This is a genomic window from Erwinia sorbitola, from assembly GCF_009738185.1.
Lineage (GTDB): Bacteria > Pseudomonadota > Gammaproteobacteria > Enterobacterales > Enterobacteriaceae > Erwinia > Erwinia sorbitola.
Genome location: NZ_CP046509.1, coordinates 4244400 through 4270985 on the forward strand (window position 1 = coordinate 4244400; position 26586 = coordinate 4270985).

Annotated in this window: 23 protein-coding genes; 9 read left to right on the forward strand and 14 right to left on the reverse strand. The window is 52.7% G+C overall.

From position 1 onward, the window contains the following. The first annotated feature begins 127 nt into the window (after positions 1 to 127). Both GN242_RS19280 and actP read left to right on the forward strand, forming a co-directional pair. Positions 128 to 436, forward strand: coding sequence for a DUF485 domain-containing protein (locus GN242_RS19280; protein WP_154754269.1), 309 nt, complete (start codon positions 128 to 130; stop codon positions 434 to 436). After that, complete coding sequence (gene actP / locus GN242_RS19285) at positions 436 to 2094, forward strand: cation/acetate symporter ActP (protein ID WP_156288353.1); 1659 nt, start codon at positions 436 to 438, stop codon at positions 2092 to 2094. The genes GN242_RS19280 and actP overlap by 1 nt, the downstream gene beginning before the upstream one ends. Before the next feature lie 584 nt (positions 2095 to 2678). Here the strand turns inward: actP and GN242_RS19290 are convergent. From GN242_RS19290 to GN242_RS19300, 3 genes are all read right to left on the reverse strand, one after another. Then, positions 2679 to 3224 (reverse strand): YfaZ family outer membrane protein, encoded by a 546-nt coding sequence (locus GN242_RS19290; protein ID WP_154754268.1) that lies wholly within the window; start codon positions 3222 to 3224, stop codon positions 2679 to 2681. A 138-nt stretch (positions 3225 to 3362) separates the two neighbouring features. After that, on the reverse strand, positions 3363 to 4061 hold the full coding sequence (locus GN242_RS19295; protein ID WP_154754267.1) for an LrgB family protein: 699 nt from the start codon (positions 4059 to 4061) through the stop codon (positions 3363 to 3365). Further along, positions 4054 to 4482, reverse strand: a complete 429-nt coding sequence (locus GN242_RS19300; RefSeq protein WP_154754266.1) for a CidA/LrgA family protein — start codon at positions 4480 to 4482, stop codon at positions 4054 to 4056. Before GN242_RS19300 ends, GN242_RS19295 begins: the two co-directional genes overlap by 8 nt. A 107-nt stretch (positions 4483 to 4589) precedes the next feature. On the opposite strand from GN242_RS19300, the gene GN242_RS19310 reads away from it, so the two are divergent. Continuing rightward, positions 4590 to 5492 (forward strand): LysR family transcriptional regulator, encoded by a 903-nt coding sequence (locus tag GN242_RS19310; RefSeq protein WP_154754265.1) that lies wholly within the window; start codon positions 4590 to 4592, stop codon positions 5490 to 5492. 50 nt (positions 5493 to 5542) lie between these two features. Here GN242_RS19310 and GN242_RS19315 read toward each other — a convergent pair whose 3' ends face one another. From GN242_RS19315 to soxR, 4 genes are all read right to left on the reverse strand, one after another. Further along, positions 5543 to 7192: a Na+/H+ antiporter gene (locus tag GN242_RS19315; protein WP_154754264.1), complete on the reverse strand. Its 1650-nt coding sequence runs from the start codon at positions 7190 to 7192 to the stop codon at positions 5543 to 5545. A 174-nt stretch (positions 7193 to 7366) separates the two neighbouring features. Next, on the reverse strand, positions 7367 to 8716 hold the full coding sequence (locus tag GN242_RS19320; protein WP_154754263.1) for an NCS2 family permease: 1350 nt from the start codon (positions 8714 to 8716) through the stop codon (positions 7367 to 7369). 459 nt (positions 8717 to 9175) lie between these two features. Continuing rightward, the gene (locus GN242_RS19325; protein WP_154754262.1) at positions 9176 to 9838 is read right to left on the reverse strand and encodes a glutathione S-transferase family protein; all 663 of its coding nucleotides are present in this window, start codon (positions 9836 to 9838) and stop codon (positions 9176 to 9178) included. A gap of 26 nt (positions 9839 to 9864) precedes the next feature. Then, on the reverse strand, positions 9865 to 10332 hold the full coding sequence (soxR, locus tag GN242_RS19330; RefSeq protein ID WP_154754261.1) for a redox-sensitive transcriptional activator SoxR: 468 nt from the start codon (positions 10330 to 10332) through the stop codon (positions 9865 to 9867). A 92-nt stretch (positions 10333 to 10424) separates the two neighbouring features. Between soxR and soxS the strand changes: the two genes are divergently transcribed. Then, on the forward strand, positions 10425 to 10850 hold the full coding sequence (gene soxS / locus GN242_RS19335) for a superoxide response transcriptional regulator SoxS (RefSeq protein ID WP_154754260.1): 426 nt from the start codon (positions 10425 to 10427) through the stop codon (positions 10848 to 10850). Here soxS and dgcN read toward each other — a convergent pair. Beyond that, the gene (gene dgcN / locus GN242_RS19340; RefSeq protein ID WP_156288049.1) at positions 10847 to 12151 is read right to left on the reverse strand and encodes a diguanylate cyclase DgcN/YfiN; all 1305 of its coding nucleotides are present in this window, start codon (positions 12149 to 12151) and stop codon (positions 10847 to 10849) included. The genes soxS and dgcN overlap by 4 nt on opposite strands. 843 nt (positions 12152 to 12994) lie before the next feature. Here dgcN and GN242_RS19345 point away from each other — a divergent pair. Next, entirely contained in the window at positions 12995 to 13276 is a 282-nt protein-coding gene (locus tag GN242_RS19345) for a YjcB family protein (RefSeq protein WP_154754258.1), read from the forward strand. Positions 13277 to 13334: 58 nt separating this feature from the next. On the opposite strand, the gene GN242_RS19350 is transcribed toward GN242_RS19345, so the two are convergent. Both GN242_RS19350 and GN242_RS19355 read right to left on the reverse strand, forming a co-directional pair. After that, entirely contained in the window at positions 13335 to 14294 is a 960-nt protein-coding gene (locus GN242_RS19350) for an ATP-grasp fold amidoligase family protein (protein ID WP_154754257.1), read from the reverse strand. Between the two features lie 8 nt (positions 14295 to 14302). Then, on the reverse strand, positions 14303 to 15559 hold the full coding sequence (locus GN242_RS19355; RefSeq protein ID WP_154754256.1) for an MATE family efflux transporter: 1257 nt from the start codon (positions 15557 to 15559) through the stop codon (positions 14303 to 14305). Between the two features lie 544 nt (positions 15560 to 16103). On the opposite strand from GN242_RS19355, the gene GN242_RS19360 reads away from it, so the two are divergent. Then, positions 16104 to 16499, forward strand: coding sequence for a transposase (locus GN242_RS19360; RefSeq protein WP_154754255.1), 396 nt, complete (start codon positions 16104 to 16106; stop codon positions 16497 to 16499). A gap of 860 nt (positions 16500 to 17359) precedes the next feature. Here the strand turns inward: GN242_RS19360 and GN242_RS19365 are convergent. Continuing rightward, complete coding sequence (locus GN242_RS19365) at positions 17360 to 18322, reverse strand: DMT family transporter (RefSeq protein ID WP_154754254.1); 963 nt, start codon at positions 18320 to 18322, stop codon at positions 17360 to 17362. A gap of 295 nt (positions 18323 to 18617) precedes the next feature. Here GN242_RS19365 and GN242_RS19370 point away from each other — a divergent pair, with 295 nt between their 5' ends. Further along, on the forward strand, positions 18618 to 19550 hold the full coding sequence (locus GN242_RS19370) for a VirK/YbjX family protein (RefSeq protein ID WP_154754253.1): 933 nt from the start codon (positions 18618 to 18620) through the stop codon (positions 19548 to 19550). A gap of 6 nt (positions 19551 to 19556) precedes the next feature. Here the strand turns inward: GN242_RS19370 and GN242_RS19375 are convergent, their stop codons facing one another. Both GN242_RS19375 and dld read right to left on the reverse strand, forming a co-directional pair. After that, positions 19557 to 20000, reverse strand: coding sequence for a DUF3828 domain-containing protein (locus tag GN242_RS19375; RefSeq protein WP_154754252.1), 444 nt, complete (start codon positions 19998 to 20000; stop codon positions 19557 to 19559). Positions 20001 to 20203: 203 nt separating this feature from the next. Continuing rightward, positions 20204 to 21895, reverse strand: a complete 1692-nt coding sequence (dld, locus tag GN242_RS19380) for a D-lactate dehydrogenase (RefSeq protein ID WP_156288050.1) — start codon at positions 21893 to 21895, stop codon at positions 20204 to 20206. A 442-nt stretch (positions 21896 to 22337) separates the two neighbouring features. Here dld and GN242_RS19385 point away from each other — a divergent pair, with 442 nt between their 5' ends. Continuing rightward, positions 22338 to 23735: an amino acid permease gene (locus GN242_RS19385; protein WP_156288051.1), complete on the forward strand. Its 1398-nt coding sequence runs from the start codon at positions 22338 to 22340 to the stop codon at positions 23733 to 23735. A 49-nt stretch (positions 23736 to 23784) separates the two neighbouring features. Here the strand turns inward: GN242_RS19385 and gdhA are convergent, their stop codons facing one another. Further along, complete coding sequence (gene gdhA / locus GN242_RS19390) at positions 23785 to 25128, reverse strand: NADP-specific glutamate dehydrogenase (protein ID WP_154754249.1); 1344 nt, start codon at positions 25126 to 25128, stop codon at positions 23785 to 23787. Between the two features lie 553 nt (positions 25129 to 25681). Between gdhA and GN242_RS19395 the strand changes: the two genes are divergently transcribed. Continuing rightward, positions 25682 to 26566, forward strand: coding sequence for a lipid kinase (locus GN242_RS19395; protein ID WP_374189843.1), 885 nt, complete (start codon positions 25682 to 25684; stop codon positions 26564 to 26566). Positions 26567 to 26586: the final 20 nt, after the last annotated feature.

Here is a 26586-nt window from a genome sequence, read left to right on the forward strand (position 1 = left end):
CAGATCTTACCGCCTCACGTCTTAATATTGTCCGTACCAGGAAGTTATAAAAATAAACTATTCCCCCAATAATTGAAGTTAGCGCTTTCTTTATTAAAGGAATAACCCTGTACCTGGAGATATTACAATGAACGATGTCCTCTACGAAAGAATAGAAAAAAGTGCTCGTTTTAAAGAACTGGTGAAGAAGCGTCAGAGCTTTGCCACCCTGCTCTCCATTATTATGTTAGTGCTCTATGTGGGCTTTATTTTGCTGATTGCTTTCGCCCCCGCCTGGCTCGGCACACCACTGTACGAAGGGACAAACGTCACGCGCGGTATTCCAATTGGCGTGGGTTTAATTGTGATCTCTTTCCTGCTGACCGGTGTTTACGTCTGGCGCGCTAATGGCGAATTCGACCGTCTGACTCGCCAGCTGCTGAAAGAGGTGAAATGATGAAACTACGTCATCTGTTCTTTACTCTGGCGGCCCTGCTGCCGTGCAGTGTGCTGGCTGCCGATGCCATCAGCGGCGCGGTTGAACGCCAGCCTACCAACGTTGAAGCGATTATCATGTTTCTGGTATTCGTCGCCTTTACGCTGGGGATCACTTACTGGGCATCGAAGCGCACTCGCTCGCGCAGCGACTACTATACGGCGGGCGGCAATATCACCGGTTTTCAGAACGGGCTGGCCATGGCCGGGGACTTTATGTCTGCCGCCTCATTCCTCGGAATTTCCGCTCTGGTCTACACCTCCGGCTACGACGGGCTGATTTATTCCCTTGGTTTCCTGGTAGGCTGGCCGATTATTCTGTTCCTGATTGCCGAACGCCTGCGTAATCTTGGGCGCTACACCTTTGCGGATGTGGCCTCCTATCGCCTGAAGCAAAAACCGATTCGTACCCTCTCCGCCTGCGGTTCGCTGGTGGTGGTGGCGCTGTATCTGATTGCGCAGATGGTGGGTGCAGGCAAGCTTATCCAGCTGCTGTTTGGTCTCGACTACCATGTGGCGGTAGTGCTGGTTGGTATTCTGATGGTGATGTATGTGCTGTTTGGCGGGATGCTGGCCACCACCTGGGTACAAATTATCAAAGCCGTGCTGCTGCTGTTTGGTGCCAGCTTTATGGCGATTATGGTGATGAAAACCGTCGGCTTCAGCTTCAATACGCTGTTTACTGAAGCGATCAGGGTACATCCGAAAGGTATCGCCATTATGAGTCCTGGCGGGCTGGTACACGATCCGATTTCGGCACTCTCCCTCGGGCTGGGTCTGATGTTTGGTACCGCAGGATTGCCGCATATTCTGATGCGCTTCTTTACCGTCAGCGATGCGCGCGAAGCACGCAAAAGCGTGTTCTGGGCCACCGGCTTTATGGGATATTTCTACTTCCTCACCTTTATTATCGGTTTCGGTGCCATCCTGCTGGTGGGAGCCAATCCGGCATTTAAAGACGCCACCGGAGCACTGATTGGCGGCAATAATATGGCGGCGGTGCATCTGGCCGACGCGGTAGGCGGCAGCCTGTTCCTTGGCTTTATCTCCGCCGTGGCATTCGCCACTATTCTGGCAGTGGTCGCGGGCCTGACGCTGGCCGGGGCTTCTGCGGTTTCACACGACCTGTATGCCAGCGTATTCCGTAAGGGCCAGGCCAGCGAGCGCGACGAGCTGCGGGTCTCGAAGATCACCGTGGTGTTGCTGGGCATTGTGGCGATTCTGCTGGGTATTATGTTTGAAAAACAGAATATTGCCTTTATGGTCGGACTGGCGTTCTCAATTGCCGCCAGCTGTAATTTCCCGATTATTTTACTGTCAATGTACTGGTCGAAGCTGACCACGCGCGGCGCGATGATTGGCGGCTGGCTGGGCCTGCTGACGGCGGTGATGCTGATGATCCTAGGTCCGACAGTATGGGTACAGGTGCTGGGCCATGCAAAAGCAGTATTCCCATATGAATACCCGGCGCTGTTCTCAATGCTGGCGGCGTTTATTGGTACCTGGCTGTTCTCGGTAACCGACAGTTCGCCATCCGGTGCTGAGGAGCGCCAGCGGTTCCAGGCACAGTTTGTGCGTTCCCAGACCGGGATTGGAATTGAGGGAGGCAAAGGGCATTGAGGATCGGCATGTAACCCCGGGCGAGGCGTGCCTCGCCCCTGCGAAACAGTACAATTTTCTTTCCCGCCAATATCGTCGGGGTCAGCCCCGGGCGAGGCGTGCCTCGCCCCTACGAAACAGTACGATTTTCTTTCCCACCAATATCGTAGGGGATCAGCCCCGGGCGAGGCGTGCCTCGCCCCTGCGGAACAGTACGATTTTCTTTCCCGCCAATATCGTCGGGGTCAGCCCCGGGCGAGGCGTGCCTCGCCCCTGCGGAACAGTATGATTTTCTTTCCCGCCAATATCGTCGGGGTCAGCCCCGGGCGAGGCGTGCCTCGCCCCTGCGGACAGTGCGATTTTCTTTCCCTCCAATATCGTAGGGGTCAGGCATGCCTGACCCGTCAGCACCGGACGCGGCGTGGCTATCCCTTACGGACAAATAATGGTTTTGGTTTTGACGTTCAGACGGCACGTAACTGCGCCAGAGGAGAGATAATTTACAGGACATCAGCAGGAGGGTGTGACGGGACAGAGATATCCCGTCACACCCGATACGGCGGGAAAGCAGATTGACTCAGCCAATCAAGCTAACCACGAACCGACTAGAAGTGCAGCGCAGCACCCACATACGGGCCATCTGCCACAACGTTATCTTTACGGCCATCTTTACCGTTCATGGACATATACTTATAACCCACGGTCACATCCACCAGAGAAATTGGCTGGAAGCTTACGCCCGCAGATGCTTCCTGGTAGTCATCAATGTGGCTGGAGAAAGAGTCCGGAGAGTAGAAATACTCACCGTAAACGTTAAACATTTTTGTTACCGGAACACGTACTCCGCCACCCACAGCAATCGCATAGCCATCTTTGGTGTCTTTAGGATTGGTGGAGAGGGCTTTCACCGTCGGAGAGAGGAATACATCGCCAAGTGCAATGTTGTAACCCAGGCCAAGACTCTCAACATTACCATCGTGATCGCTACGCAGCCAGTCACCGGATAGCGCGAAACCAGGGGTTGTTGTCCCCAGGCCGACGTGAACGTCAGTGTATTCTTTACCTACAGTCACGCCACCTTCGATAGCCTGAGCAGAGCCTGCCAGCGCCAGCAGCGCCAGAGCGCCAGTTGTCATTGCCACTCTTTTCATTTCTTTCTCCTGATTAATTTTCACTCACGCCTTAATGCGGCGGCCTAGAAGAGTAAACCAACCGCCTCAGGATTTATATGAGAAACCAACTAATCGCCGTGAATTTGAGTAACCTTACAAAGCGCTAAGACACTATTTTTAACTGACTGCCCACATGATATGACCGATTGCGGGCGCTATTACCACGGTCACTACACCGGATAACATCATTACCAGACTCGATACCACCCCCTCCTGCTGACCGATTTCGTAAGCACGCGCCGTACCGGCACCATGAGACGCGGCACCCAGCCCGGCACCGCGAGCCAGCCCCTGTTTGATCGCCAGGCGTAGAAACAGCAGGTCACCCACTGCCATACCAAACACCCCGGTGATCACCACAAAAAGCGCCACCAGATCCGGCTGACCGCCGAGCTGTTTCGCCGCTGCCAGTGCAAACGGCGTGGTTATCGAACGCACCGCCAGACTACGCTGGATAGTTTCCGGCAGCGCCAGCATCTGAGCCAGCCAGACCGAACTACACACCGCCACCGCAGTAGCCGTAATCACTCCGGCACTCAGTGACATCCAGTGGCGGCGAATGATCGCCATATTCTCATAGACCGGTACGGCAAACGCCAGCGTCGCCGGGCCAAGCAGCCACAGCAGCCAGCGGCTTTCGCTGATGTAGTCCTGCCAGGAGATATGCGCTACCACCAGCAGCGCCACCAGCACCATCGGTGTCATCACCAGCGGCATCAGCAGCAGGCGATGCCAGCGGCGATACAGACGTTTATTGCAGAAGTAGACAATCAGCGTAGCCAGCAAACAGATCACGCTGAGGATAAAATCACTCATCGCTTGCTCCCTGTTTGCGTGCTGACAGCCATAGTTCGAAACGATATACCCGTTCAACCACCAGCGAGGTTGCCGCCAGTACCAGCATCGTGCTGACCCCAATCACCAGCAGAATTCGCCAGCCTTCAACACGCAACAAGTCACCGTAGTTAACCACCGCCACCACTGCCGGAACAAAAAACAGCAGCATTTCAGCCAGCAGCCAGCCTGCTCCGGCCTTCACCCAGCCCAGCGGTAGTACGTGCAGCATAATCATCGCCAGCAGCAGCAACATGCCAACGATATTGGCCGGAAGAGGCAAATGCAGCCAGCTGACCAGCTGTTCGGAGAGCAAAAACAGCCCGACATATAGCGCCACCTGTAGCGGAACCTGCGCCCGATGCAACCAGGCCGAACCCTGTGGACGAATTGCCCATGTCATGCTGTTTACTCCTTTATGAATGTTTTTACGGGAAACATTATAAAGCGGTAACAAAGGGTGAAAAAAATGACTTAATATTATCCCAACTATGCCAGACAGGAATGATTATGGACGTTCGCGCCCTGCGCTATTTTGTGGAAGTGGTACGCCAGCAGAGCTTCACCCGGGCCGCCGAGCAGCTGTATGTCACGCAGCCAACCATCAGCAAGATGCTGCGGCAGCTGGAGGAGGAGCTGGGCTGTACGTTATTGATCCGTGAGGGGCGAAAACTGCATCTCACCGATACCGGCCAGGCGGTATATCAGCGCGGACTGACCATCCTGCAAGAATTTAAGCAGCTGGAAGCGGAGATCAGCGATATCAACGAGCTGAAAACCGGTGAGCTGCGTCTGGGTATTCCGCCGATGGTAGGCATGCAGATTGCAGGTTCAATCTCGGCGTTTCGCCAGCGCTATCCCGGCGTGGAGCTGAAGATTTCCGAGTTTGGCGGCCTGACGGTACAGCAGGCGGTGCTTTCCGGCAGCCTCGATATCGCCATGACCGCCCTGCCCGTAGCCGATGATTTACCACTGAATTCACTGGCGCTGATGAGCCATCCGCTCTGCGTGCTGGTACCGCGCACCGAAGAGTGGTTACGCCGCAGCCATATGCCGATCAGTGAGCTGGCCGGACATCCAATTCTGATTTATAACGAAGAGTTTTCCCTTAACCGCCAGCTGATGCGCGCTTTTCAGGCCAGCGGATTTACCCCGCAGATTGCGGTACGCAGCGGGCAGTGGGATTTCCTGGCGGCGATGGTGCAGGCAGGAATGGGCGTGGCGATTCTGCCGGAGCCTATCTGCCAGCGTCTGGATAAAAGCCAGCTGCTGTGGCTGCCGCTGGAGTCTGACCTGGTGTGGAAGCTGGGGTTAATCTGGCGTGAAGGGAGCTATCTGTCGCGCAGCGCCCAGGCGTGGATTACCTGTTGCCGCGAGTTTTGGCCCAGCGAAACACCGCGTATTTCGTTGTAATTGAGCCGCAGCGCGCAGGGGTCGGGCATGCCCGACCCGCTGCATTGTGGCTACTCTTCTTTATCAATCAGCAGAGTTTCCAGCAGATCGAGATCGTGCAGCAGCTTCTGCATCGTCTCATCGCTGATTTTCTGTGTCGCACGCAGGTGATAAACCTCGCCGCGCTCGGCGCGCAGGGCGCTGAGACGGAAACGACGCTCAAGATTTTCTGCAAACAGCGCGCGCTCAAGGTCTTCTTTACCATCAACGCGACGGCGCAGATTACCAATCACCCTCAGGCTGACCTCTTTCAACAGCTCAGGGTCGATATTCTCTTCCGTATCAACCATCAGGCGCTCTTCCATCTTATGCAGACTTTCAATCGCCGTACCGGCCATTACCGCGCGGGCCATCTGGAGTTCTCGTCGATGTCCTGATTTATCCACGCTCTCTACGCCACGCAGCAGCAGAGGCAGCATCACGACGCCCACCAGCAGCGAGAAGAGGATCACGCCGGTCGCCAGGAACACCAGCTCATAACGCGCCGGGAAATCATTGCCGTTGCTCAACAGCAGTGGGATCGAGAGCACACCGGCCAGCGTAATCGCCCCGCGTACCCCGGCAAATGAAGCAATCAGCAGATCACGCGTTGAGTAGCTGGAGAACTCCATCGGCCGCTTCTTTAACAGACGGCGGCTGATCAGGCGCATCGTCCACAGCCAGCCAAAACGCACGATCATCAGCGCCATATAGATCAGTACGACGGAGGCAAACAGCGCCCATAGCTCAACGTTCGGATCGGCATCCGCCTGACGCACGGAGATCTCCAGAATACCCGGCAGTTGCAGGCCCAGCATCAGGAACACCATGCCGTTAAACACGAATTCCAGCATCTGCCAGACGCTGTTTGCACGCAGGCGCATCGCCAGCGGTGCCTGTCGAATAATCCCGGAGCGTGAGATGGTCATCCCGGCCGCTACCGCCGCGAGGATACCGGACACGCCGATATGTTCAGCGATCAGATAAGAGGCAAACGGCAGCAGCAGCAGCAGCACGGTCTGGGTGGCCGGATCATCCCCGCTCCAGCGGCTGAACAGGCGCAGCGATTTACCGTACAGCCAGCAGATGGCGATACCCGCCAGCAGCCCACCAATGGCTACTTTTGCGAACTCCAGCGAGGCACCAGAAACGGTAAATACCATGGTGCCCATTGCCACAGCGACAGCAAACTTCAGCGACACCAGGCCGGACGCGTCGTTCATCAACGCCTCGCCCTGTAGAATCCCCATGATTTTTTTCGGGATACGGCCCTCACCAACAATGCCGGAGAGCGCCACGGCATCGGTCGGCGACAGCACCGCCGCCAGGGCAAATGCTGGCAGCAGCGGAATACCCGGCACCAGCCAGTAAATCAGGTAACCAATACCGACGACGGTTATCAGCACCAGCATCAACGCCAGGCCGAGGATCTCGCGCCCGTGATGCAAAAACTCGCTGGTCGGTGTTTTCCAGCCATCAGCAAACAGCAGCGGCGGAATAAACAGCACTAAAAACAGTTCCGGATCAAAATCGACATGCAGGCCAAAGGTCGGCCAGGCGAGCAATGCTCCCATGGCAATCTGTACCAGCGGCAGAGGAATTTGAAAGGGAATAATACGCGCAGCGACGCCTGACAGCGACACAACAAGCATCAGAATGAGGATGGTAAAGAAGATTTCCATGAGTTCCTTTTTATACGTCTTCCGGAAGGCTTGAAACAGATTCAGGCATTGAATGTTAATGCCATGTGAGATAGTAAAACAAATTAGGGAAGCGATGAAAAACAGGATGTGCGTATAGAGGGAAAATCAGTGGTATCTGAAGGTGGGGCCGGTGATTCCGGCCCCGGGACAGGATTAAATCGCCCAGCCGCCTGCATAGAAAGCGACCAATGCTACCGCAATGATTACTGTGCCAAGGTTGAGCTTGCGCCACTCGCCAGCAAAAACACGGCCAATCACCAGCGAAGCGAAGCCAAGCATAATGCCGGTTACGATGTTACAGGTCAGTACGATAAATACCGCCGCCAGCAGACCGGACATGGCATCGACAAAGTCGCTGAAGTCGATTTTAGAGACGTTGCTTAACATCAGCAGGCCGACATACATCAGCGCCGGTGCTGTTGCGTAACCCGGCACAAGATACGCCAGCGGCGACAGGAACAGGATCATCAGGAACAGCACGCCGACCACAATTGCCGTCAGGCCGGTTTTTCCACCGGCTGCCGTTCCGGCTGCTGACTCAATATATACCGCCGCAGGAGCGGCACCGACCAGGCCTGAGAAGATGCTGCTCAGTGAGTCACTGGTCAGAGCCTTACCGCCGTTGATGATCTGATTGTCTTTATCCAGCAGGTTTGCCTGACCGGCCACGGCACGGATGGTACCGGTGGCATCAAATACCGCCGTCATCACCAGCGCCAGCACGCTTGGCAGCACGGCCGGTTTTAACGCTCCGAGAATATCCAGGCTAAACACCAGGGAATTCCCCTGCGCATCGCTCAGGCTTGGCATCGCGAACAGCCCCTGATAGCTCACCGCCGGATCGAAGATCAGTCCAAGAACCGAGATAGCAATAATGGTCAGCAGGATACCGCCAGGCACACGCAGTTTCTCCAGACCAAAAATCACCGCCAGCCCCACCAGCGACATCACTACCGGGAAAGAGGGAAAATGACCGAGTGCCACCGGCAGGCCTGGGCCTGGGTTTTTGACCACCAGGCCGACACCGTCAGCGGCAATCAGCAGCAGAAACAGGCCAATACCCACCCCTGTGCCGTGCGCTACGCCCATTGGCAGATTTCGCAGTATCCAGGCGCGGATGCCGGTGGCCGAGATCAGAGTAAACAGTATCCCCATCAGGAATACCGCACCCAGCGCAACGGGTACGCTGATATGCTGACCCAGCACCAGACTAAAAGCGGTAAACGCCGTTAGCGAAATCGCACAGCCAATTGCCATCGGCAGATTTGCCCACAGCCCCATCAGCAGTGAACCAAAACCGGCCACCAGGCAGGTCGCCACAAAAACCGCCGCTGGCGGGAAGCCTGCTTTACCCAGCATTGAAGGCACTACAATTACCGAATAGACCATCGCCAGGAAGGTCGTCAGACCCGCCAGGATTTCCTGACGAATGCTACTGCCGCGCGCAGAAATTTTGAACCAGGCGTCTAGGGAGCCGCTGGCCGGTTGAGAAGGCGTTGACATCGTAATCCTCTGAATTTCTTATGAGTTATCACTGTGTGGTTATCCCCACCTCAAGTGGGAGGGTATCGAACGTTTGCATCCCTGGCGCAATATACACGGAACAAAAACCTCAGGGCGAGGTGCAGTCCGGATAAAGGCAAACGTTTACTTATCCACGCAAAAAATTGCTAAATTGCCGTGCATGTTGATCCCCCGAAAGCTGTCATGGCGCAGTAAGGCGGTAAGCGCATCTGCAACCTGAAGACGATTAGGGGATACGCAAACGATTATCCTGTGTTTAATAGTGCATTTTCAACACTTGTTATCGCTAAAATTTGCATAATTATTGATTAATGCCCGCATCAGCCCATCAGACTTCTGATGGTAACGGCAGCTCCCTCTGCCCTCTAATAGCGCTTTCTTATGATGGCCGCCGCGATGCAAAGCTGAAACGTGGTTCGCTACGGGTGAGAAAAGGGATTAATCGAGGCTAATCTCGCCGCCCTTTTGCAGCGCCCGCTGCCAGGCTGCGCGGCTTTGCACCTTCTGCAACCAGGCCTGAATAGCAGGACTGTCAGCCGCGCCACCGCGTGCAGTCAGCGCCTGCAGGGGGAAACTCATCTGTACGTCAGCAATACTGAAGCGGCTGCCCGCAAACCATGCATGGCTGGCCAGATGCTGCTCGATAAACTGGCGATGGGTGGCGATCTGCGGGTCAAGATAGCCCTTCTGTACACCTTTACCAAAAGCGCTGCCGATGGGGCGCAGCAGCCAGGGTACCGGCGCTTTTCCCATCCGGCTGAAGATCAGTTTCATCACCAGCAGCGGCATCAGAGAACCTTCTGCGTAGTGCAGCCAGTAACGCGACTGGATCACCTCTTCCTCATCGAAAAGTTTCAGCCTGCTTTCGGTATCGTAATGCGCTTCAAGGTATTCAAGGATAGCGCCGGACTCTGCCACCACGCGATTTTCATCGGTGATCACCGGAGATTTACCCAGCGGATGGACTTTTTTCAGCTCCGGTGGCGCCAGCATACTGGCCTCACGCTGATAGCGCTTAATCTGGTACGGCACGTCCAGCTCTTCCAGCAGCCAGAGGACGCGCTGCGATCGCGAATTATTCAGATGGTGTACGGTGATCATATTTTCTCCTTAAAGCCTGAGTATAGTTAAACACTCTTCACATCAAGCAAAATCGCTCCGGTACCCTGCTCGCTCAGACGATCGTTTGGATTTCGCAGCGGGCAGTCCTCCATCGACAGGCAGCCGCAGCCAATGCAGCCATCCAGATCATCGCGCAGGTGGATCAACGTTTCGATACGCCTGTCCAGCTCATCGCGCCACTGCTGCGACAGCACCGCCCACTCTTTGGTGGTCATCCTTTTTCCGGGGGAGTACTGCATCAGACTGTCGCTGATGGTGGCCAGGGGAATGCCGATGCGCTGGGCTATCTTGATCACCGCCACGCGCCGCAGTACGTCTCGCGTATAGCGGCGCTGGTTTCCCGGGTTGCGGAAGCTGCTGATTAATCCTTTGCTTTCATAGAAATGTAGCGTCGAAACGGCCACACCGCAGCGCTGTGCAACGTCGCCGGGGGTCAGTTCGCGCTTATTGGGATTGCTGAGAATTTTTTTCATTTAGCGCTTTACCTCAAGTTAACTTGAGGAATTATACTCAGCAACCATTGAGTACGCGACCTGTTGACGCAGAGACCTGGGAGAAAAAATGTATGCATGACGACATCATCAGCACCCTGACTGACTGGATCGATAATAATCTGGATAAGACTCTGTCGATTGATGAAGTGGCGGCAAAATCGGGCTATTCGAAATGGCATTTGCAGCGTATGTTCCGTTCCGTAACGAAACAGACGCTGGGTGGCTATATTCGTGAACGCCGTCTGACGCTGGCCGCTGAAGCTTTACGTCTGACACAGCGCCCGGTATTTGATATTGCAATGCAGTACGGTTATGACTCTCAGCAGACCTTCTCGCGGGTTTTCCGCCGCCAGTTCTCACAGACGCCGACCGCATATCGCAGCAGTATGCGCCATGCCCCTGTGAAGCGCAGCAGCTGGAGCTTTGACTGTGGTGACTACGCCACCAGCAGCTTTAGCCAGCGCATCAGCGAAAAATCCTGCCCGACCTGTAGCTAACGATTAAACGATGCCGCCGCCTCCTGTGGTGGCACTCCCTGTCGTTCCTGCCCCCACCAGGATGGCGATAAGAACCAGCCACCGCCCAGCTCCTTAATGTGATACATCGCCGCATCCGCCTGCGCAATCAGCGCTTCAGGTGAGCTGTGGTTCTTCGCCAGCGCCACGCCAACGCTTAACGACTGCACAACCTGAATGCCCTCCGGCAGTGAGATAGGCGGGCGCATCGCTTCGATAATATCGCGTGCGACCTGTGCCACCTGCTCTTCCTGTTGGGCCGTGGATAACAGCACGGCAAATTCATCACCACCAAGCCGCGCCACCAGATCGCCGTTACGCAGGCGTGCGCGCAGACGTTCTGCCGTTACCATCAGCACATGGTCGCCCGCCGCATGGCCGTAGCGGTCGTTAATCTGTTTAAACCGGTCGCCGTCAATAAACAGCACGCTAACCTGCTGGCGTGTCTGTGGATCGTTCAGTAATGACTGTAGCTGCTGTTCGAACGCCTTTCGGTTTGGCAGCCCGGTCAATCCATCATGCAGCGTCTGATGGGTCAGCGAGTCGTTCTCATGCTTCAGATGACGCTGCCACAGATCCAGCTCTTCAAGCAGGCTGTTGAAATCACCGCTGAGTTTATCCAGCTCGGCGATTGAGGCCGCAGGCACACGCTGAGAAAACGCACGCCGTCTGCGGACATCATGCGTAACCGTGGCTATATTTTGCAGCCCCTGCACGATCCCCGCCTGCATACGATACGCCAGGTAAAATGCCAGCATTGCGGTCAACAGCAGGCTTCCGCCCAGCCATAGCAGCGCCTGCCATAAATAGTGCAGCACGCGTGACGCGTCACCGTTGATCCAGACGCGCCCGACCTCCTGCTGTTGGTGCATAACCGGTGCACTGACCGGCTGCGGAAACAGCCAGCTGGCGACCATTGCGCTGACGCCGCTACGCGCTGTCTGCCCGGGTGCCTGCCAGCTGGCGAGCAGCTGCTGGTCGGCACGGTAAATACGCCCGGCGGCAAACTCCGTCCGTGCGCCAATTTCACGCAGAATACTGTCAGCCGTGGCGGCATCATTCTCCAGCACCGCCGTCCGGGCGCTGTAGCTGACACTGGTCGCCACCAGCTGGATATTATTTTCCGCATAACTGCGCAGCACATACATGGATAGCGCAGATAACGACAGCCCGCTGAACAGCAGCGAAACCAGGATTATCACCATATGCATGCGCTGAAAGGACTGACGCATGGTCGGTAGTTCACGCTTCACTGCCACCGCCCCTTGCTGTTGAATCTTCATGCTACCTCCCCCCTCAGTGTTCAGCCCCGATTTCCAGCTCAGTGAGAATGCCGGGAGTGAAACAGAGTGCGGCTGCTTGTTTCCGCTGTGTGAAAGACCTGAAAGCCTTGAGTAACCAATGGACGGTACGCAGGCTGTTTTTATTGTTTCTGCTTTTGCAGATGTATTATTTTTGTTTATTTTGAGAACGTATTCAGGCAATAGAAAACTCTCCCTGGAATAATCCGGGGAAATAATGAAGCAGGTGTAATGTTGGCAAAAATCCTACAGATCATCGAAAGCTTGTACAACTTTAAACAGCGTAAGATTCATCTTAAACCGTTATATTTGACTTAAAAAAAGCCGAGATCTGGCAAATAAAATAACACTAAGCTGTTGATTTTAATCAAATAAATTAAACCACCATGGTTTAATACAACAGAAAAACCCAATCAGAAACCTGTTAAAACAATACGTCAGGTGGATCAATACTACTTAAGCTAAATTAGATGCGTATTAGCAACAGATATAGATAAAAAATGCTGCCCTGGCATGAAATTAATATAATGCATAAGGATTAGTCTGTATTTTTCATTCTGAAGGTGTTTTTTTCTGACTCTGAAAAGCAAAGCGGTGTTTGACCTGACAAAAAGATCCATCCCGCAAAAACCACATACGGCACAAAAAACTACCATACCAGGCCTAAATTTTGTTCAGTTTTAAAAAACGGGTGATATAATGTGACCGCCGTCACACTTTAACGACCTGCGCGTCAGAACCAAGAGGAGCAAGCCTGACAGCTCCGCTCGCGTTCCGGGTGATGTTGCATTCTGTTTGTCAGGCCGACCACCCCGGAGTTTTAAAATGGCTACAATTACCACCAGCGTTATTCTCATGAGATGGGAGCTGCTCAGTGCAGTGATGATGTTCCTCGCCAGCACCTTCAATGTGAAGTGCCGTAAAGCCAGCCACAATGTCATGGCGTTCGCATTTACCGGTATCGGTATTGGTATGTCATGCTGGTTTGTCACCGGGCTGCTGGGTATTACGCTGAGTATGGATAATCTGCACAACTTCTGGAACATCACGAAAGATGTCTTTGTCGAAGTAATGAGCCGCACGCCTGCTGACTGGCCAATGCCGTAAGCGACATCTGCCCGGTGGGGTGACCTGACTCACCGGGCAGAAGGTTATTTGTCACTCTTTAAATCTTTTTTAGCACCGCCGCAGGTATCGGCACATCACCAGACTCTTTTGCTTCCGGTAACGCTTCCGTTTTACGATCCTGTAACCACATATCGCCCATGATCTGATTAAGACCATTATCCAGCCCGGTCACCATGCCAGCCCCCGGCGTAAAGGTCAGCTCGCCGAAGTAGATATGCCCTTCATGGATATACCAGTCCACGCGTACATAGTCGAAATCTGATGCCAGCTGCTTGCTCAAAGCCAGCGCACGTTCCAGCGTCTCGTAGTCGGCACTGATATCAAATCCGGTATCACGGATTTTATAAAAGCTCTGCTTCAGATTATTAACATAGAAGCTCATCGACAGCGCAGCACTACCCACGCGGTTATAAATCACCTGGAGCACATACTCAAAGTTGCCATCCTTCTTGTTGAACATATGAAACTTGTAGTCAACGGCGGCAAACTTGCCATCCCCAACGTACTGTTCAACCAGGATGCGCGGCTTGATATAGCGATAGTGAATCTCACGCGCATGATGTGAGAAGTCCTTATGCAGCCACTCATCACAGCGCCTGATCAGCAGCTGCTTCTGGATGCAGTCCAGCTCTTCCAGCACAATTTCGACCATGCCGGAGCCATGATTCGGTTTAATCACGGTATTTTTCAGGCTGGGTAAACTCAGCAGCGAGATCGGGTCATCTGTCTGATGAATTAGCGGGATCAGATAATCCTCTCCGATGGTGCCGGCAATATAATCTCTGACCAGTAATTTATCCGATAAGTTTGCATAACGAACATGATCGCTGGTCATATATTTACGATACAGAATCTTCTCATTGAATAACTTTGGTTCCCGGATATTAGGAAGACGTTTGAATTTTTGAAAATAATAAACTTTATCCTGGTAAGACCAAGGCATTTTCTTGAGCAGGTATACAAAACCCTTTCTCAACTCTGCTTTGAGCTTCAACATGATTTACCTCATTTGTAGGTTTTGTAGTTGAGTGAGGAAAGCTGTATTTTAAGAATGACGCCATTCTTAAAGAAATAATTCATTATCGTCAGGGACAGGAGTTCAGTGATAAACACGCTCCAGGCAGCGCCTGTTAATCCCCAGGATTGGATAAAGAAGTAAGATGTCGCCAGGCCAATAACCACCAGCAGAATCACTTTCACCAGTAAGTAATTGAAACCACCCTCTTTAACCATGTAGCGATAGGCTACTGTTCCCATTGCCGAAAAGCAGGTTGCTAACGACAATAACGTAATGAGGTTTCCCGATTGTGTGTAGTCTTGCCCATAAAGGCTGTTAATGATCCTGTCACCAAACAGCGTGACAACGGAGAGCATTAAAAGTGAAACTGCCATAACATAACCATTAAGCCGTGAAGCCAGTTTAACTGCCACATCCCCACGCTCCCTGAAAATCTCAGAGAAACAGGATGTAATGATTGCTACGGGAATAAAAATCCACGAAGCAGAGATGGTATTCGCTGCGGTAAACAGACCCAGATCCTGGGCTGAACTTACCCCGACCAGAAAGAACTGCGCGGTCTTCACCTGAACAGAGATAAACACGCTGGAGATTGCCAGTGGTAGCCCCGCATGAAGCAAATAACGCAGATAATTCTTACGCTTATGACGCGGCGGCTGACTGATGGTGTTGGTCTGATAAAAGCGACTGCGCTTGATCAGATAAGGCACCAGCGTGACCGCAACGATAGACAGAGATAACCACAGCGGGCTGAGTTTATACCAGGCAACAGTGAAGCTGATAATGAAACTCAATATCATTCCCGTGGCATTTGCTACCGTATTCAGCCGCGATTCCAGGCGTGCGTTATTGTAAACGCTGAAAATATCCTGAGTAACAAACATCGCAGATAGAAATGACGCCACGGCAAACACAATAAAATTTTCCCGCATCATCAGCCAGACGTACAACAATACTGGCAACGACAGCACCAGTAATAATGTCAGGCGTAATGACTTCGCCACCGCCATCAGACGCATTCCCTTTGGCGTACTTTTGCTAATGCTTTTAAAAAGAATTGTCTCAGTGCCAAAAATGGCAATAGTCTGAACAATTGAAAATAGTGAGGCAGAAAATGCTATTTGCCCAAATATAACCGGGCCGAAAGATTTCGCGACATAAGATGTGACAAAAATCACACCGAAGACCGAGACTACTTTTTCGGACATCATCCATGCGGCATTTGTCATTGCACTGTATTTCATCGAAGCATCCTTTGTGTTTCCAACTTTCACAATCCTTAACCCAACACATCCGTGTCCACAACAGATTCAATTACGCACAGCGAAGCCCTGGCGAGACCGCAAAGAAAAAATATTATTTATCAGGCATCGTTGTGCCTTTAATTTTTTTGAGACTGTTTTTCAACCCGCACAGACACTTCTGCCTGCAATTATGGTTTTATCTGGTCTTATTTTTAGTGTGATCATTTTCACAAATCCCTCTGAACGGGATTAAAGTTAGCACACTTTTTTTTCCCTGCCCGTTGGAGTTTTCCTAATTACTGCGTGGCCTTGAACTGGCATGAGACGAATCTATATCAAAAAAACCAATATCGAAAGCTATCAAAACCCTTTTGAAATAAAATAGGAGAAATCCCATGATGTTATTTCTTCATAATCCCTTAACTTAAAGCCTGCCATTCCAATCGCGTACTTTTAAACACTGCGCTAATATCTGTACAAAACAGATCCATTGATTAATGCAGTCATTCTCATCCAATTATTGTTAAGAAAGGTAATAGCATTCATGAGAAAGTCACGATATACCGAAGAGCAAATCACCAGTGCCATTAAAGCTTCTGAAAACGGAATCAAGGTAAAAGAGATTTGTGATGAGTTGGGCATTTCTGAAGCAACGTTCTACAGTTGGAAAAAGAAATATGCCGGTCTGTCTTCAGAAGAAGGCAGGAAAATCAAGGAGCTGGAGGAGAAGGTTCACAGCATGGAACGTGAGCTACAGTCGCTCTCGTCAGACAAAGAGATGCTGCAAAGCGTACTTAAAAACTTTTTCACCACTAACGATAAACGGCAAGCCGTTAATTTCTTACAGGATACGTTCGACATTGGAACACGCCGTAGCTGCCGTCTGTTGGATATCAGCCGCAGTGTTTACCATTATCCTTACAATCTTGAAAATCAGTAATAGCCCGACGACGATAAACGGAAGCGTAATAGTACCAAAATAAAATATTCTCAAACCTTATTGAAAAGTACAGATCGATTTTGTTACGCGGACAGTTGCTGATGATTCATTTGGTAATCCGCTCTACTACTTGGCTGTAACTTACCCAGACACCAGCTAAAATCTCAATAGCATCAATACTTTCAATGCGCGTTTATCTTTGCAGGCAAAGATAAACGCGCCTAAAGTAACTTTATGCTTTCTAATAAAATCCCCCCTCGCTCGAAAAAAATCGTTAGCTCTGGTGATCATTCTCTTTTTTTTAATGGTTCATTATTCTGATTCATAACTGATGAATTGCAGATGGAGCCAGCCAGGTGAAAAGAGCACTATCCGTGATGCAAAGCCTGTAAAGGCAGCATCGGGTCAGTGATTACCGTAAAAAACAGATTAAAGAGGCTTATCTTTTGGCAGGGCGATACTCCATTGACGGGCACTTAGTGATGTTCCTTCTTATCATTAGCGCCGTTCTCTCTTTAGTATTCCTGTCAGATCAGCTGAATTTTTCTGCTGAAAATTCGAGTTAATACTGGTCTGCGCAGATTAAATCCGTCTCAAAAATGGAGAAATTCACATTGAGTAGGTGGAGTTCACTGTACAAAAAAAGATGTTCTATGGATTAGCGATTATTCTTATAGCCGAACAATCCCTGCCTGTGCCAGACGATCCGGCCAGTTGATGCTATATGAAGCAGAAGAGATGCAGGGTAAAGAGTGATAAAGATCGCATTATTACGATTAAATGACCTGATATCGGGCCAGACGGGTGCCTGACAGCCGCCGGGCTGAACCCTGATGCATTCAGTCCGGCGATAGCGACGTTTACTGGCTGACTTTCAATGACTTTACTACCGGTTCTGGCTTGATAAGCATCGCGCTCACCACTCCCGATATCAGGCAGAGGATACCCATCAGCGTCAACAGTGGTGGCCATGTCTGGCGCAGCAGGAAGGTGTAAGCCAGCCCGGCAAGAATCTCAAATACTATCAGCGGGCCGACCAATACCGTTGGCAGCCGCTGGCTGGCTTCATTCCAGCACAGGGTGCCCAGCCAGGAGCAGAAGAGTGCAATCGCCAGCATCAGCGCGATAAAGACTCCCGGACGCGGGCCGAACGGCAGCACAAATTGTTCCCCGCTAAGATGCAGCTGCCCCATGACCAGCAAATAACCCAGTAACGCCAGCGGTAGCGTCACCACACCCTGCGCGGTAGCCCAGGTGGCAGGACGAATGGCATGTTGCCGGAGCCAGCGGGCGTTACGCAGCGGATACCACGTCCAGCACACCACTGCCGCAAAGGCCAGCGCCATTCCGCTCAGATAGCGCCAGATATCCACCTGATGCGCCCCGCCCTTCAGCTCTGCCACATTGACGCATACCAGCCCGGCGACAATCAGTAACAGTGCCGGAAATAACTTGCGCCAGCGCAGCTGCCCTTCATCTTTGCCGTAACAGAGATTGGCACTGACGGAGATCACCACCGGCAACGTACCAATGATCATGGTGGATATCGGGGCCCCGGTTCGCTGTATCGCCGTGGCAAGGCAGGCGTAATAGAGTAAGTTCCCTACCAGCGTCAGCCGTAGGGCCTCCTGCCAGTCACGACGGGTCAGAGCCAGCAGCCGATGGCGATCCTGCCAGGCAAGCGGCAGCGCAATCAGCCCAAAAGCCAGATAGCGGCCCATCGACTGTAAAGTGCCAGGATAGTCAGGCACCAGCAGCGGCCCGACGAAAATCAGCCCCCACATCAACCCGGCGCTCAGGGCAAATAAAATACCCGTTAACATTGTCTACTCCAGAACGCGATTATGGGGAAAAGTCAGAGCGAGGATTGTAGCAAATTGCGCTTCACCCAGGAGCAGCACATAGCGATTTCTGACAGTGTGATACGAGGGGGAGCGGGAGGCGGTTTAATCGACGCGGCATTTAACGATTGATGCCAATCAGTGCGGACAAATCATGAAGAATAAACGCCAGCCTAACAAACGCATTTTTGTCTGCCATATCGCCAGCTGCATTGACTTATCATTTATTTTTGCCGTGTTTGAATAGCCCTCTCTCCATCATGTCGGGTTAATTATCATGTCAGAAACGCTGACGCTTACGCGCCCGGAGAACGGGCTATCACTGTTTTGTCATCTGCTTAACGGTCGGGTGGTGCCTGGCTCCATCTGGCACAGCGCCACCTGGCGAATGAAGTTTTTGATGCGCTCGCTGGCTTACCCGCTTGCCAGTTTTCAGCATTTACAACATATCGCCACTCAACCTGTCATGAGGGAAGCGCTGTATCTGCAACCAACCTTACCGGGTAAGATCCACCGGCCTTATCTGTATATGGGTCTTTCTGTACGCCAGCGCGTACAGGCACTCAGCCAGCACTACCGATTTGTGCAGCAGGTGCCTTCCCTGATATTGCGCAATGCCCTGCTGTCATCACAGCGCACGGTGCTGCTCAGTTTTAACGGTAAAGAGGGTGAAGAGTTCCAGCTCAGTCTGATCTGCAATGGCCGCTGCGAGCGTGAAGGTGAAGTGAATATGTTGCTGCACTGCAACGGGATCATGCTGGCGATCTTGACCTTCTCCGTGGTGGAGCGGAATGGCCTGCCGGTGATGTTGATAGGAGGGATGCAGGGTGCGCACAGCGAAACACCACATGCGCTGATCCGCTCGGCAACCAAGTCCTGCTATGGGCTGTTTCCTAAACGGATCCTGCTGGAGGGCGCTTCACTGCTGGCGCGGGCTACCGGCATCAGCGCCATTCTGGCGGTCAGCAACCGGGGCCATACCTATCGCAGCCTGCGCTATCGTTTTAAAAAGAAAGAGGTGTTTGTTGCCAGCTATGATGAGTTTTGGCAGTCAGTCAGCGCTGAACCGATTTCACCCCAGCTCTGGCAGCTGCCGCTAACCTTCAGCCAAAAAACAATCGAAGAGATCCCCAGTAAAAAACGTGCAGAGTATCGCCGCCGCTATGACCTGCTGGAGGATCTCAGGCAGCAGTTCGCACGTTTTCACTAAGTGTGTTCAGGGTGCAGGCGACTCTTTTTCAACGTCATCAATCTTCCAGCCATCGCGCTCCTCCACCAGCGTGACCAGCAGATGTTGCTGGTCAGCCGGGTCACGCCCGAGAGTCACGTCACCTGCGGCCCGCTTGCCGTTTAGCGTAAAGCGGCTGACGCTGACATTATTAACCCAACCGTCGCTGTAATCCTGATCTTGCAGGAAATAATCATCGTCCATGCCGTCCGGGCTTTTGATCAGCAGATTAATTTTTTGCAGCAGCCGCTGAGTGACATACTCGTTTAATAACGGGTCATGTTCATCAATCGGGCTCTCTTCTTTATTCAGCGCCGCCAGATACCAACTGTAAAATGCCAGACTGGTGCTCTGGGGATCGTTGTTATGTCCCGCCGCCGCTGCCTGAAAAGCAACGAAGGACATCACCAGTATCAGCAACCACTTTTTCATGCAAACCATCCCGGATAACACTGCTATTGTTCTGTACGCCCACAGGCCGCCAGTGATTGTATTGAATTTACCCGGCTAATCCAGCCTATTTCCCCCGACTTTGCCCGCTTTTTTAGTAACTGTTTATCGCAACGTCTCTTTTAGTTACGGCACGGGAGCCACCTGTACCGCCAGCCGCCCCCGTGAGCTACGACAGCGGCACCTTATGCCCAGTGTTTCTTCTTGCTGGTTTTACCAATACCTGGATTGCAGCTGTTGGTCGGATCCAGCTGATGGAAATGGTGCTGATGCTCTTCAGAGGCGTGATAAAGATGGCCAATATTATGTTCAGCCGGATATTTCGCCCCGCGCTGGTCAAGATACGCCAGGACTGCGGCTTTAAACTTCACGCTATCAACGCCGGGCTTGAGGATATAGTCCTGGTGATTCACCAGGCAGAAGAAGTGCCCGCAGCAGGAGTCTTCCAGCACCTGTGCCTGCAACTCTGGCGGCAGGCGGATCATCCAGCGATCGTCGTTACGGCGCAGCGCCACATCAAAAGCAATCAGCCGATCGTCGGTATTAATCCCGGCGTACTCACAGTAAAACACCGTGCACGCCCCGACGCCGAAACGCACCAGAAATGCATCCTTCTGCTCCGCTTGCGTACAGTGGAACCATTCACCGTTGCGCGTGGCAAAGTAAGCCGTCAGCAGCCGGCTCATCTGTGGCACTTCATCACGTGCTACTTTGATCATCAAATGATGCTCATAGCGGCGATGATAGGAGAGCAGACGCGGCGCAACGGTGGATGGCATGATGTAATTGCCCCACTGGATCAGTCGATCGATAGTATTGTGCGGCAGCAGCCGGAGTTTTTTCACCAGCGCATCCCAGCGCGCTTTTTTCTGCATCAATGCCGGCAGCGCCGCCGGGCCGAAACGCTTTATCGACAAGAACATATGGCGCGCATAGCGCAGAGTCAGCCGGAATGCGTTGCGGTGAATGTATTCCGCCTGAATCGGCAGCGTATCCAGCTGTTCAATCAGATAGCGGCGCAGCTCAAGCAGTACCTGCTCATCGTTGGTGCCGATATAGAAGGTATCTTCCTGCGGCGTGGCATCAAAGGTGGCGAGGCGCACCGCAAAAACGATCACTTTTCCGGCGCAGCCCGCGCTGTCATGCAAATATTGCGGGTTGCCGTTAAAACGCGTAGGGGTGGTGGCATCCACATCTTTAATCACCCCGGCGTAGTCATCGGCCCAGATTTTTCCTTCCCAGTCAGGAGCGGTACCGGTGGTGTAATCCCCTGCTTCCAGCCGGGCGATCATCTCTTCGGGTGTACTTCCCAAATCGATCCCAAGATGGTTAATCAGATCCAGTTCACCGCTGTCATCGATTTGTGCAAACAGGGATTTTTCGGTAAACGCCGGGCCTCGCTGTAACAGCGATCCGCCAGAATTATTGCAGATACCGCCCACCACCGATGCGCCAATGCAGGATGATCCAATCACTGAGTGCGGCTCTTTGTTCCACGGCTTCAGGCTGGTTTCCAGCTCGGTCAGCGTACTGCCCGGGAAGGCGATAACCTGCTGTGCATTATCAATAACCTGCACACCTTTGATTTTACGCGTACTGACAATCACAACCGGACGATCGTAATCATTGCCGTGCGGCGTCGAGCCGCCAGTCACACCGGTGTTCGATGCCTGCATCAAGATAATGGTGTCATTTTGCTGACAGACCTTGAGCACCTGCCACAGTTGCAGCAGCGTTTCCGGCAGCACCACCGCCAGCGCATCCCCATGCCCCACGCGGAAGCCTTTGCAGTAATACGCTTTCTGGTAACTGTCGGTGATTAGATTGTGCGGGTCGACGAGGTCGCCCAGTTGTTGCAGGGTCAAAGTGTGTTGCATGTTATCGCTGCCTCTCCATAGCGCATTTTTTTAGCAACAGCGATTGTACCCCTGGGGATCAGCATGGGCCAGCATGCCAGGGGGATTATCTGTCAACTGTGAGCACGAACAGCGAAACGGCTTTGTCCACCACGAATAATTTTTTTTCATCTCATCCCCCCGTCAGTAATGAATAAATAGTTATTTTTTGCTGCCGGATAGGAAAATCTTCTTTATGCAAATTTTATTCACTTTTTATGCATATTAAAAACTTTTTCGCTGTTTTTCAGAAACTTGAATGTGATCAAAAAGTGAATAATTACGTATTTTAGTGTGTTGACTTTGTTACAGAGCAGCGCCAGCATGTGCAACAGTTTCTGGCCCCAGTTGATTCTTAACTCACTGATAATACAGCGGGTAGGGGAGATTTTTCCTGCTAATAAGAACAGATCGAGAGGATGCTATGTCTGACCAGGAAAACGCCACGCAAAACCTGCACCGAGGCCTGAGTTCGCGCCATATCCAGCTTATCTCACTGGGAGGTGCCATCGGTACCGGGTTGTTTATGGGAGCAGGTAAAACCATCGCTGTGTCCGGCACCTCGATCCTGATCACCTATGTGGTGGTGGGTTTCTTTATGTATATGGTGATGCGGGCCATGGGTGAGCTGCTGCTGACCCGGCTGGATTACCGCTCCTTCGCAGATTTTGTTTCCGACTACCTCGGCCCGAAGGCCAGCTTCTTTCTCGGCTGGTCGTACTGGCTTAGTTGGGTGGTGACCTGTATTGCTGATGTGGTGGTGTGCGGTGGGTATATGCAGTTCTGGCTACCCGAACTGTCGCCGTGGATCCCGGCGCTGATTACCCTTGGGCTGCTCTGTCTGTTTAATCTGCTGTCGGTGAAAATGTTTGGCGAGGCTGAGTTCTGGTTTGCGATTATTAAAGTGATCGCCATCGTCGCGCTGATTGTTACCGGCATCTGGATGATTGCCAGCGGCTGGACATCGCCAGATGGCGTCACCGCCTCGCTGCACAATCTCAGCGATCCGCAGGTATTCCTGCCACACGGTATCGTCGGCTTCTTTGCCGGTTTCCAGATCGCAATTTTCTCCTACACCGGCATCGAGTTGCTGGGCACCATGAGCGCTGAGACAAAATCGCCGGAGAAGGTGCTGCCGAAGGCTATCCGGGCGATTCCGCTGCGCATTATTATCTTCTATGTACTGTCGATGGTGGTGATCATTGCCGTGACCTCCTGGCAGCATATCTCGCCGGATACCAGCCCGTTTGTTACGCTGTTTGCCAGGGCCGGGCTGCCTGCTGCTGCCGCAGTGATTAACTTTGTTGCCCTGACGTCGGCAATGTCATCTGCTAATAGCGGCGTCTACTCCAGCACGCGAATGCTGTACGGCCTGTCGCTGGAGCAGCATGCTCACTGGCAGTTTCGCACTCTGTCGCGCACCACTCGCATTCCGGTACGCAGCCTGATGTTCTCCTGCTTCTGTATGCTAAGTGGTACGCTGCTGCTGTTCCTGGTGCCGAACGTTATGACGCTGTTTACCGTGGTGTCGACGCTGGCGGCAATTCTGGTGATTTATACCTGGGGGATGATTCTGGTGGCGTATCTGGTGTATCGCAAACGCAGCCCGGAGCTGCACCAGCGCTCGACGTTTAAAATGCCCGCCGGGATTCTGATGAGCTGGCTGACGCTGCTGTTCTTTCTGTTTTCACTGGTGGTGATGGTGTTTGATCCGGATACGCTGATGGCGCTGTGCGCAATGCCGCTGTGGTTTATTTTGCTGGCGTGGGTCTGGCGCGTGAAGCAGCGCCGGGAACAGGCGGATGTGGTTCATGCTGCTTAGAGCGTAGGGCGAGGCAAACCTCGCCCGTTCTTCCTGCGGGCAGTTGGGGTTACAGTACGCCCTGTGCCAGCATCGCATCGGCCACTTTAACAAACCCGGCAATATTCGCGCCGTGCACGTAGTGGGTCTGCTTCCCTTCCCCGCCGTGCTCTACGCAGGCGTGGTGGATATCCAGCATGATATGTTGCAGGCGAATATCGACCTTCTCAGCTTTCCAGCTCAGACGCGCCGCATTCTGCGCCATTTCAAGGCCGGAAGTTGCCACACCGCCCGCATTCGCGGCTTTACCCGGAGCAAACAGCACGCCGGCATCAAGGAAGGCATCGGTCGCCTGAATGGTGGTGGGCATATTGGCCCCTTCGGCTACCGCTTTGACACCATTGGCGATCAGCTGACGCGCCGCAGGCAGGTCGAGTTCGTTCTGCGTTGCGCAAGGTAAGGCGATATCCACCGGTACGTTCCAAGGCTGCTGCCCGGCAAGATAGACCAGGTTGAGTTCCCGCGCATAGTCTTCCACGCTGCCGTAACGCACGTTTTTGATGTCAGCCAGCAGCGCCAGCTTCTCAGGAGTAAACCCGGCTTCATCCACCACGGTGCCGCGCGAGTCAGAGGCGGTGAGCACGCGCGCGCCCAGCTCCATCGCTTTTTCAATGGCGAACTGTGCCACATTGCCTGCACCGGATACCGCGACGCTACTGCCTTCAAAGCCCAGCCCATGGCGTTTTAACATCGCATCAGTGAAGTATACCAGGCCATAGCCGGTGGCTTCCGGGCGGATCAGGCTTCCGCCAAACGACAGACCTTTGCCGGTAAACACGCAGGCGGTGTTATTCGACAGCTTTTTCATCATCCCGGCCATAAACGCCACTTCACGACCGCCAACGCCGATATCGCCCGCAGGGACATCGGTATCAGGACCAAGGTGTCGATACAGTTCTGTCATCAGCGCCTGGCAGAAGCGCATCACTTCCGCGTTACTTTTACCTTTCGGATTAAAATCAGACCCGCCTTTACCGCCGCCCATTGGCAACGTGGTCAGCGCATTTTTAAATGTCTGCTCAAAGCCCAGGAATTTCAGAATCGACAGGTTCACCGATGGGTGGAAACGCATTCCCCCTTTATAAGGGCCAATCGATGAGCTGAACTGCACACGCCATGCGCGGTTTACCTGAACCTGACCTTTATCATCCGTCCATGCAACGCGGAACTGGATCACTCGTTCCGGTTCGACCAGCCGCTCCAGCAGACTTTGTTCCTGATACTGGGGATTACGCTCAAGGAATGGCCACAGCGAAGTGAACACTTCGCGTACGGCTTGCAGATATTCCGGCTGGTGCGGGTCGCGCTGCTGAACAGAGGTAAGAAAAGACTCCAGAGAGTGAAAAGCTGTCATGACTAATTCCTTGTTCGAAATGATCTAACTCTGATGCGGATAGGTATTGTTAGGGTAATCAGAGAGATGATGTTGTGCTTCTGGGACTATATCACCGGCTTTACGAGGTACAACAAAAAACTTATGACCTGCAATTCGCAGGTAAAAGAGGCTGATAAGTCGCCAGGCGGCATCAACACTGAGCACAAGCGTAAAATCTTATCTTCCTGCCATAAGAAAAAGTTATCACCAGGCGACTTTTCATAAATGTTGATGATTATGGCCTGCCTGCTGGCAGCGAGAGAGTGTCGAATCAATATCCGTATCCGATACTAAAAAAGGCCTTTTAATGACAAGGGATAACCATCGATTATTTTTACCTGCATGCAGACTTTATTTCTCCTTATTTCCCTTACAAAGGGATTATTCTATTCATCACTCACAACAGTTAACCCGCTTATAAATGTAAACTTTGGCAATACAGGTTGCCGTTAATATTTGAGTATGATTCCATCAATCCTCCAGACATTTCGCTTTGCACCTGAGAACAATAATGATGAAGCCGGATAGTAAAATTATTCAGGAAATGCCGATCGGACTGTTGCTGATAAATGAGCACTCGCGCAATGGAAAAGCCAATAAACAGCAGGCGCTGTCACTGTTAACGGCCCAGGGGATTCAGGTGATTGAACCTGAGCCACACGACCGCCGCAACAGCAGTGAGATTATTCTCGCCTACGCTGACCGCATCGATATGGTGATTATTGGTGGCGGGGACGGCAGCCTGAACGCCGCCGCCAAAGGATTAATGCATAGCGGACTGCCGCTGGGTGTGCTGCCGCTCGGCACCGCCAATGATTTCGCGCGCACCATCGGTATCGCTCATGATCTTACCCTGGCGGTAAAAACGATTGCTGCCGGGCATCAGCGCCCCATCGACTTAGGTGAGGTCAACGGCCATCCGTTTTTCAATGTCTCCAGCATCGGTTTTTCCGCTACGCTGGCGCACCATTTAACTGCGGAATCCAAAAAACGCTGGGGCACCTTTGGCTATGCGCTGGCGGCGTTTAAGCTGCTAAAACAGAGCCGCCCGTTCAGCGCCACCCTTGAGTATGACGGCATCGCCGAGAAGGTAAAAACGGTGCAGGTTTCCGTTGGTAATGGCCGCTTCTACGGCGGTGGCATGACGGTGGAGCAGAGCGCTGCGCCAGACGATGGTCGCCTGGATATTTACAGCCTGGAAGTGGCGCACTGGTGGGAAATGATCGCTCTGCTACCCGCCCTGCGGCGCGGCACCCACGGGCGCTGGCGTAAAGTGCGAACCTTATCCACCACCGCCATGACGCTGACCACCCGTCGGCCCCATAATATTAACGCTGACGGTGAGCTGATCGGGCAGACGCCCGCCCGATTTTCCATCAGGCCACATGCAATTAATGTTTTTGCTCCAGAGGGCTGAGGAAGCAGATTGCCCGTAGC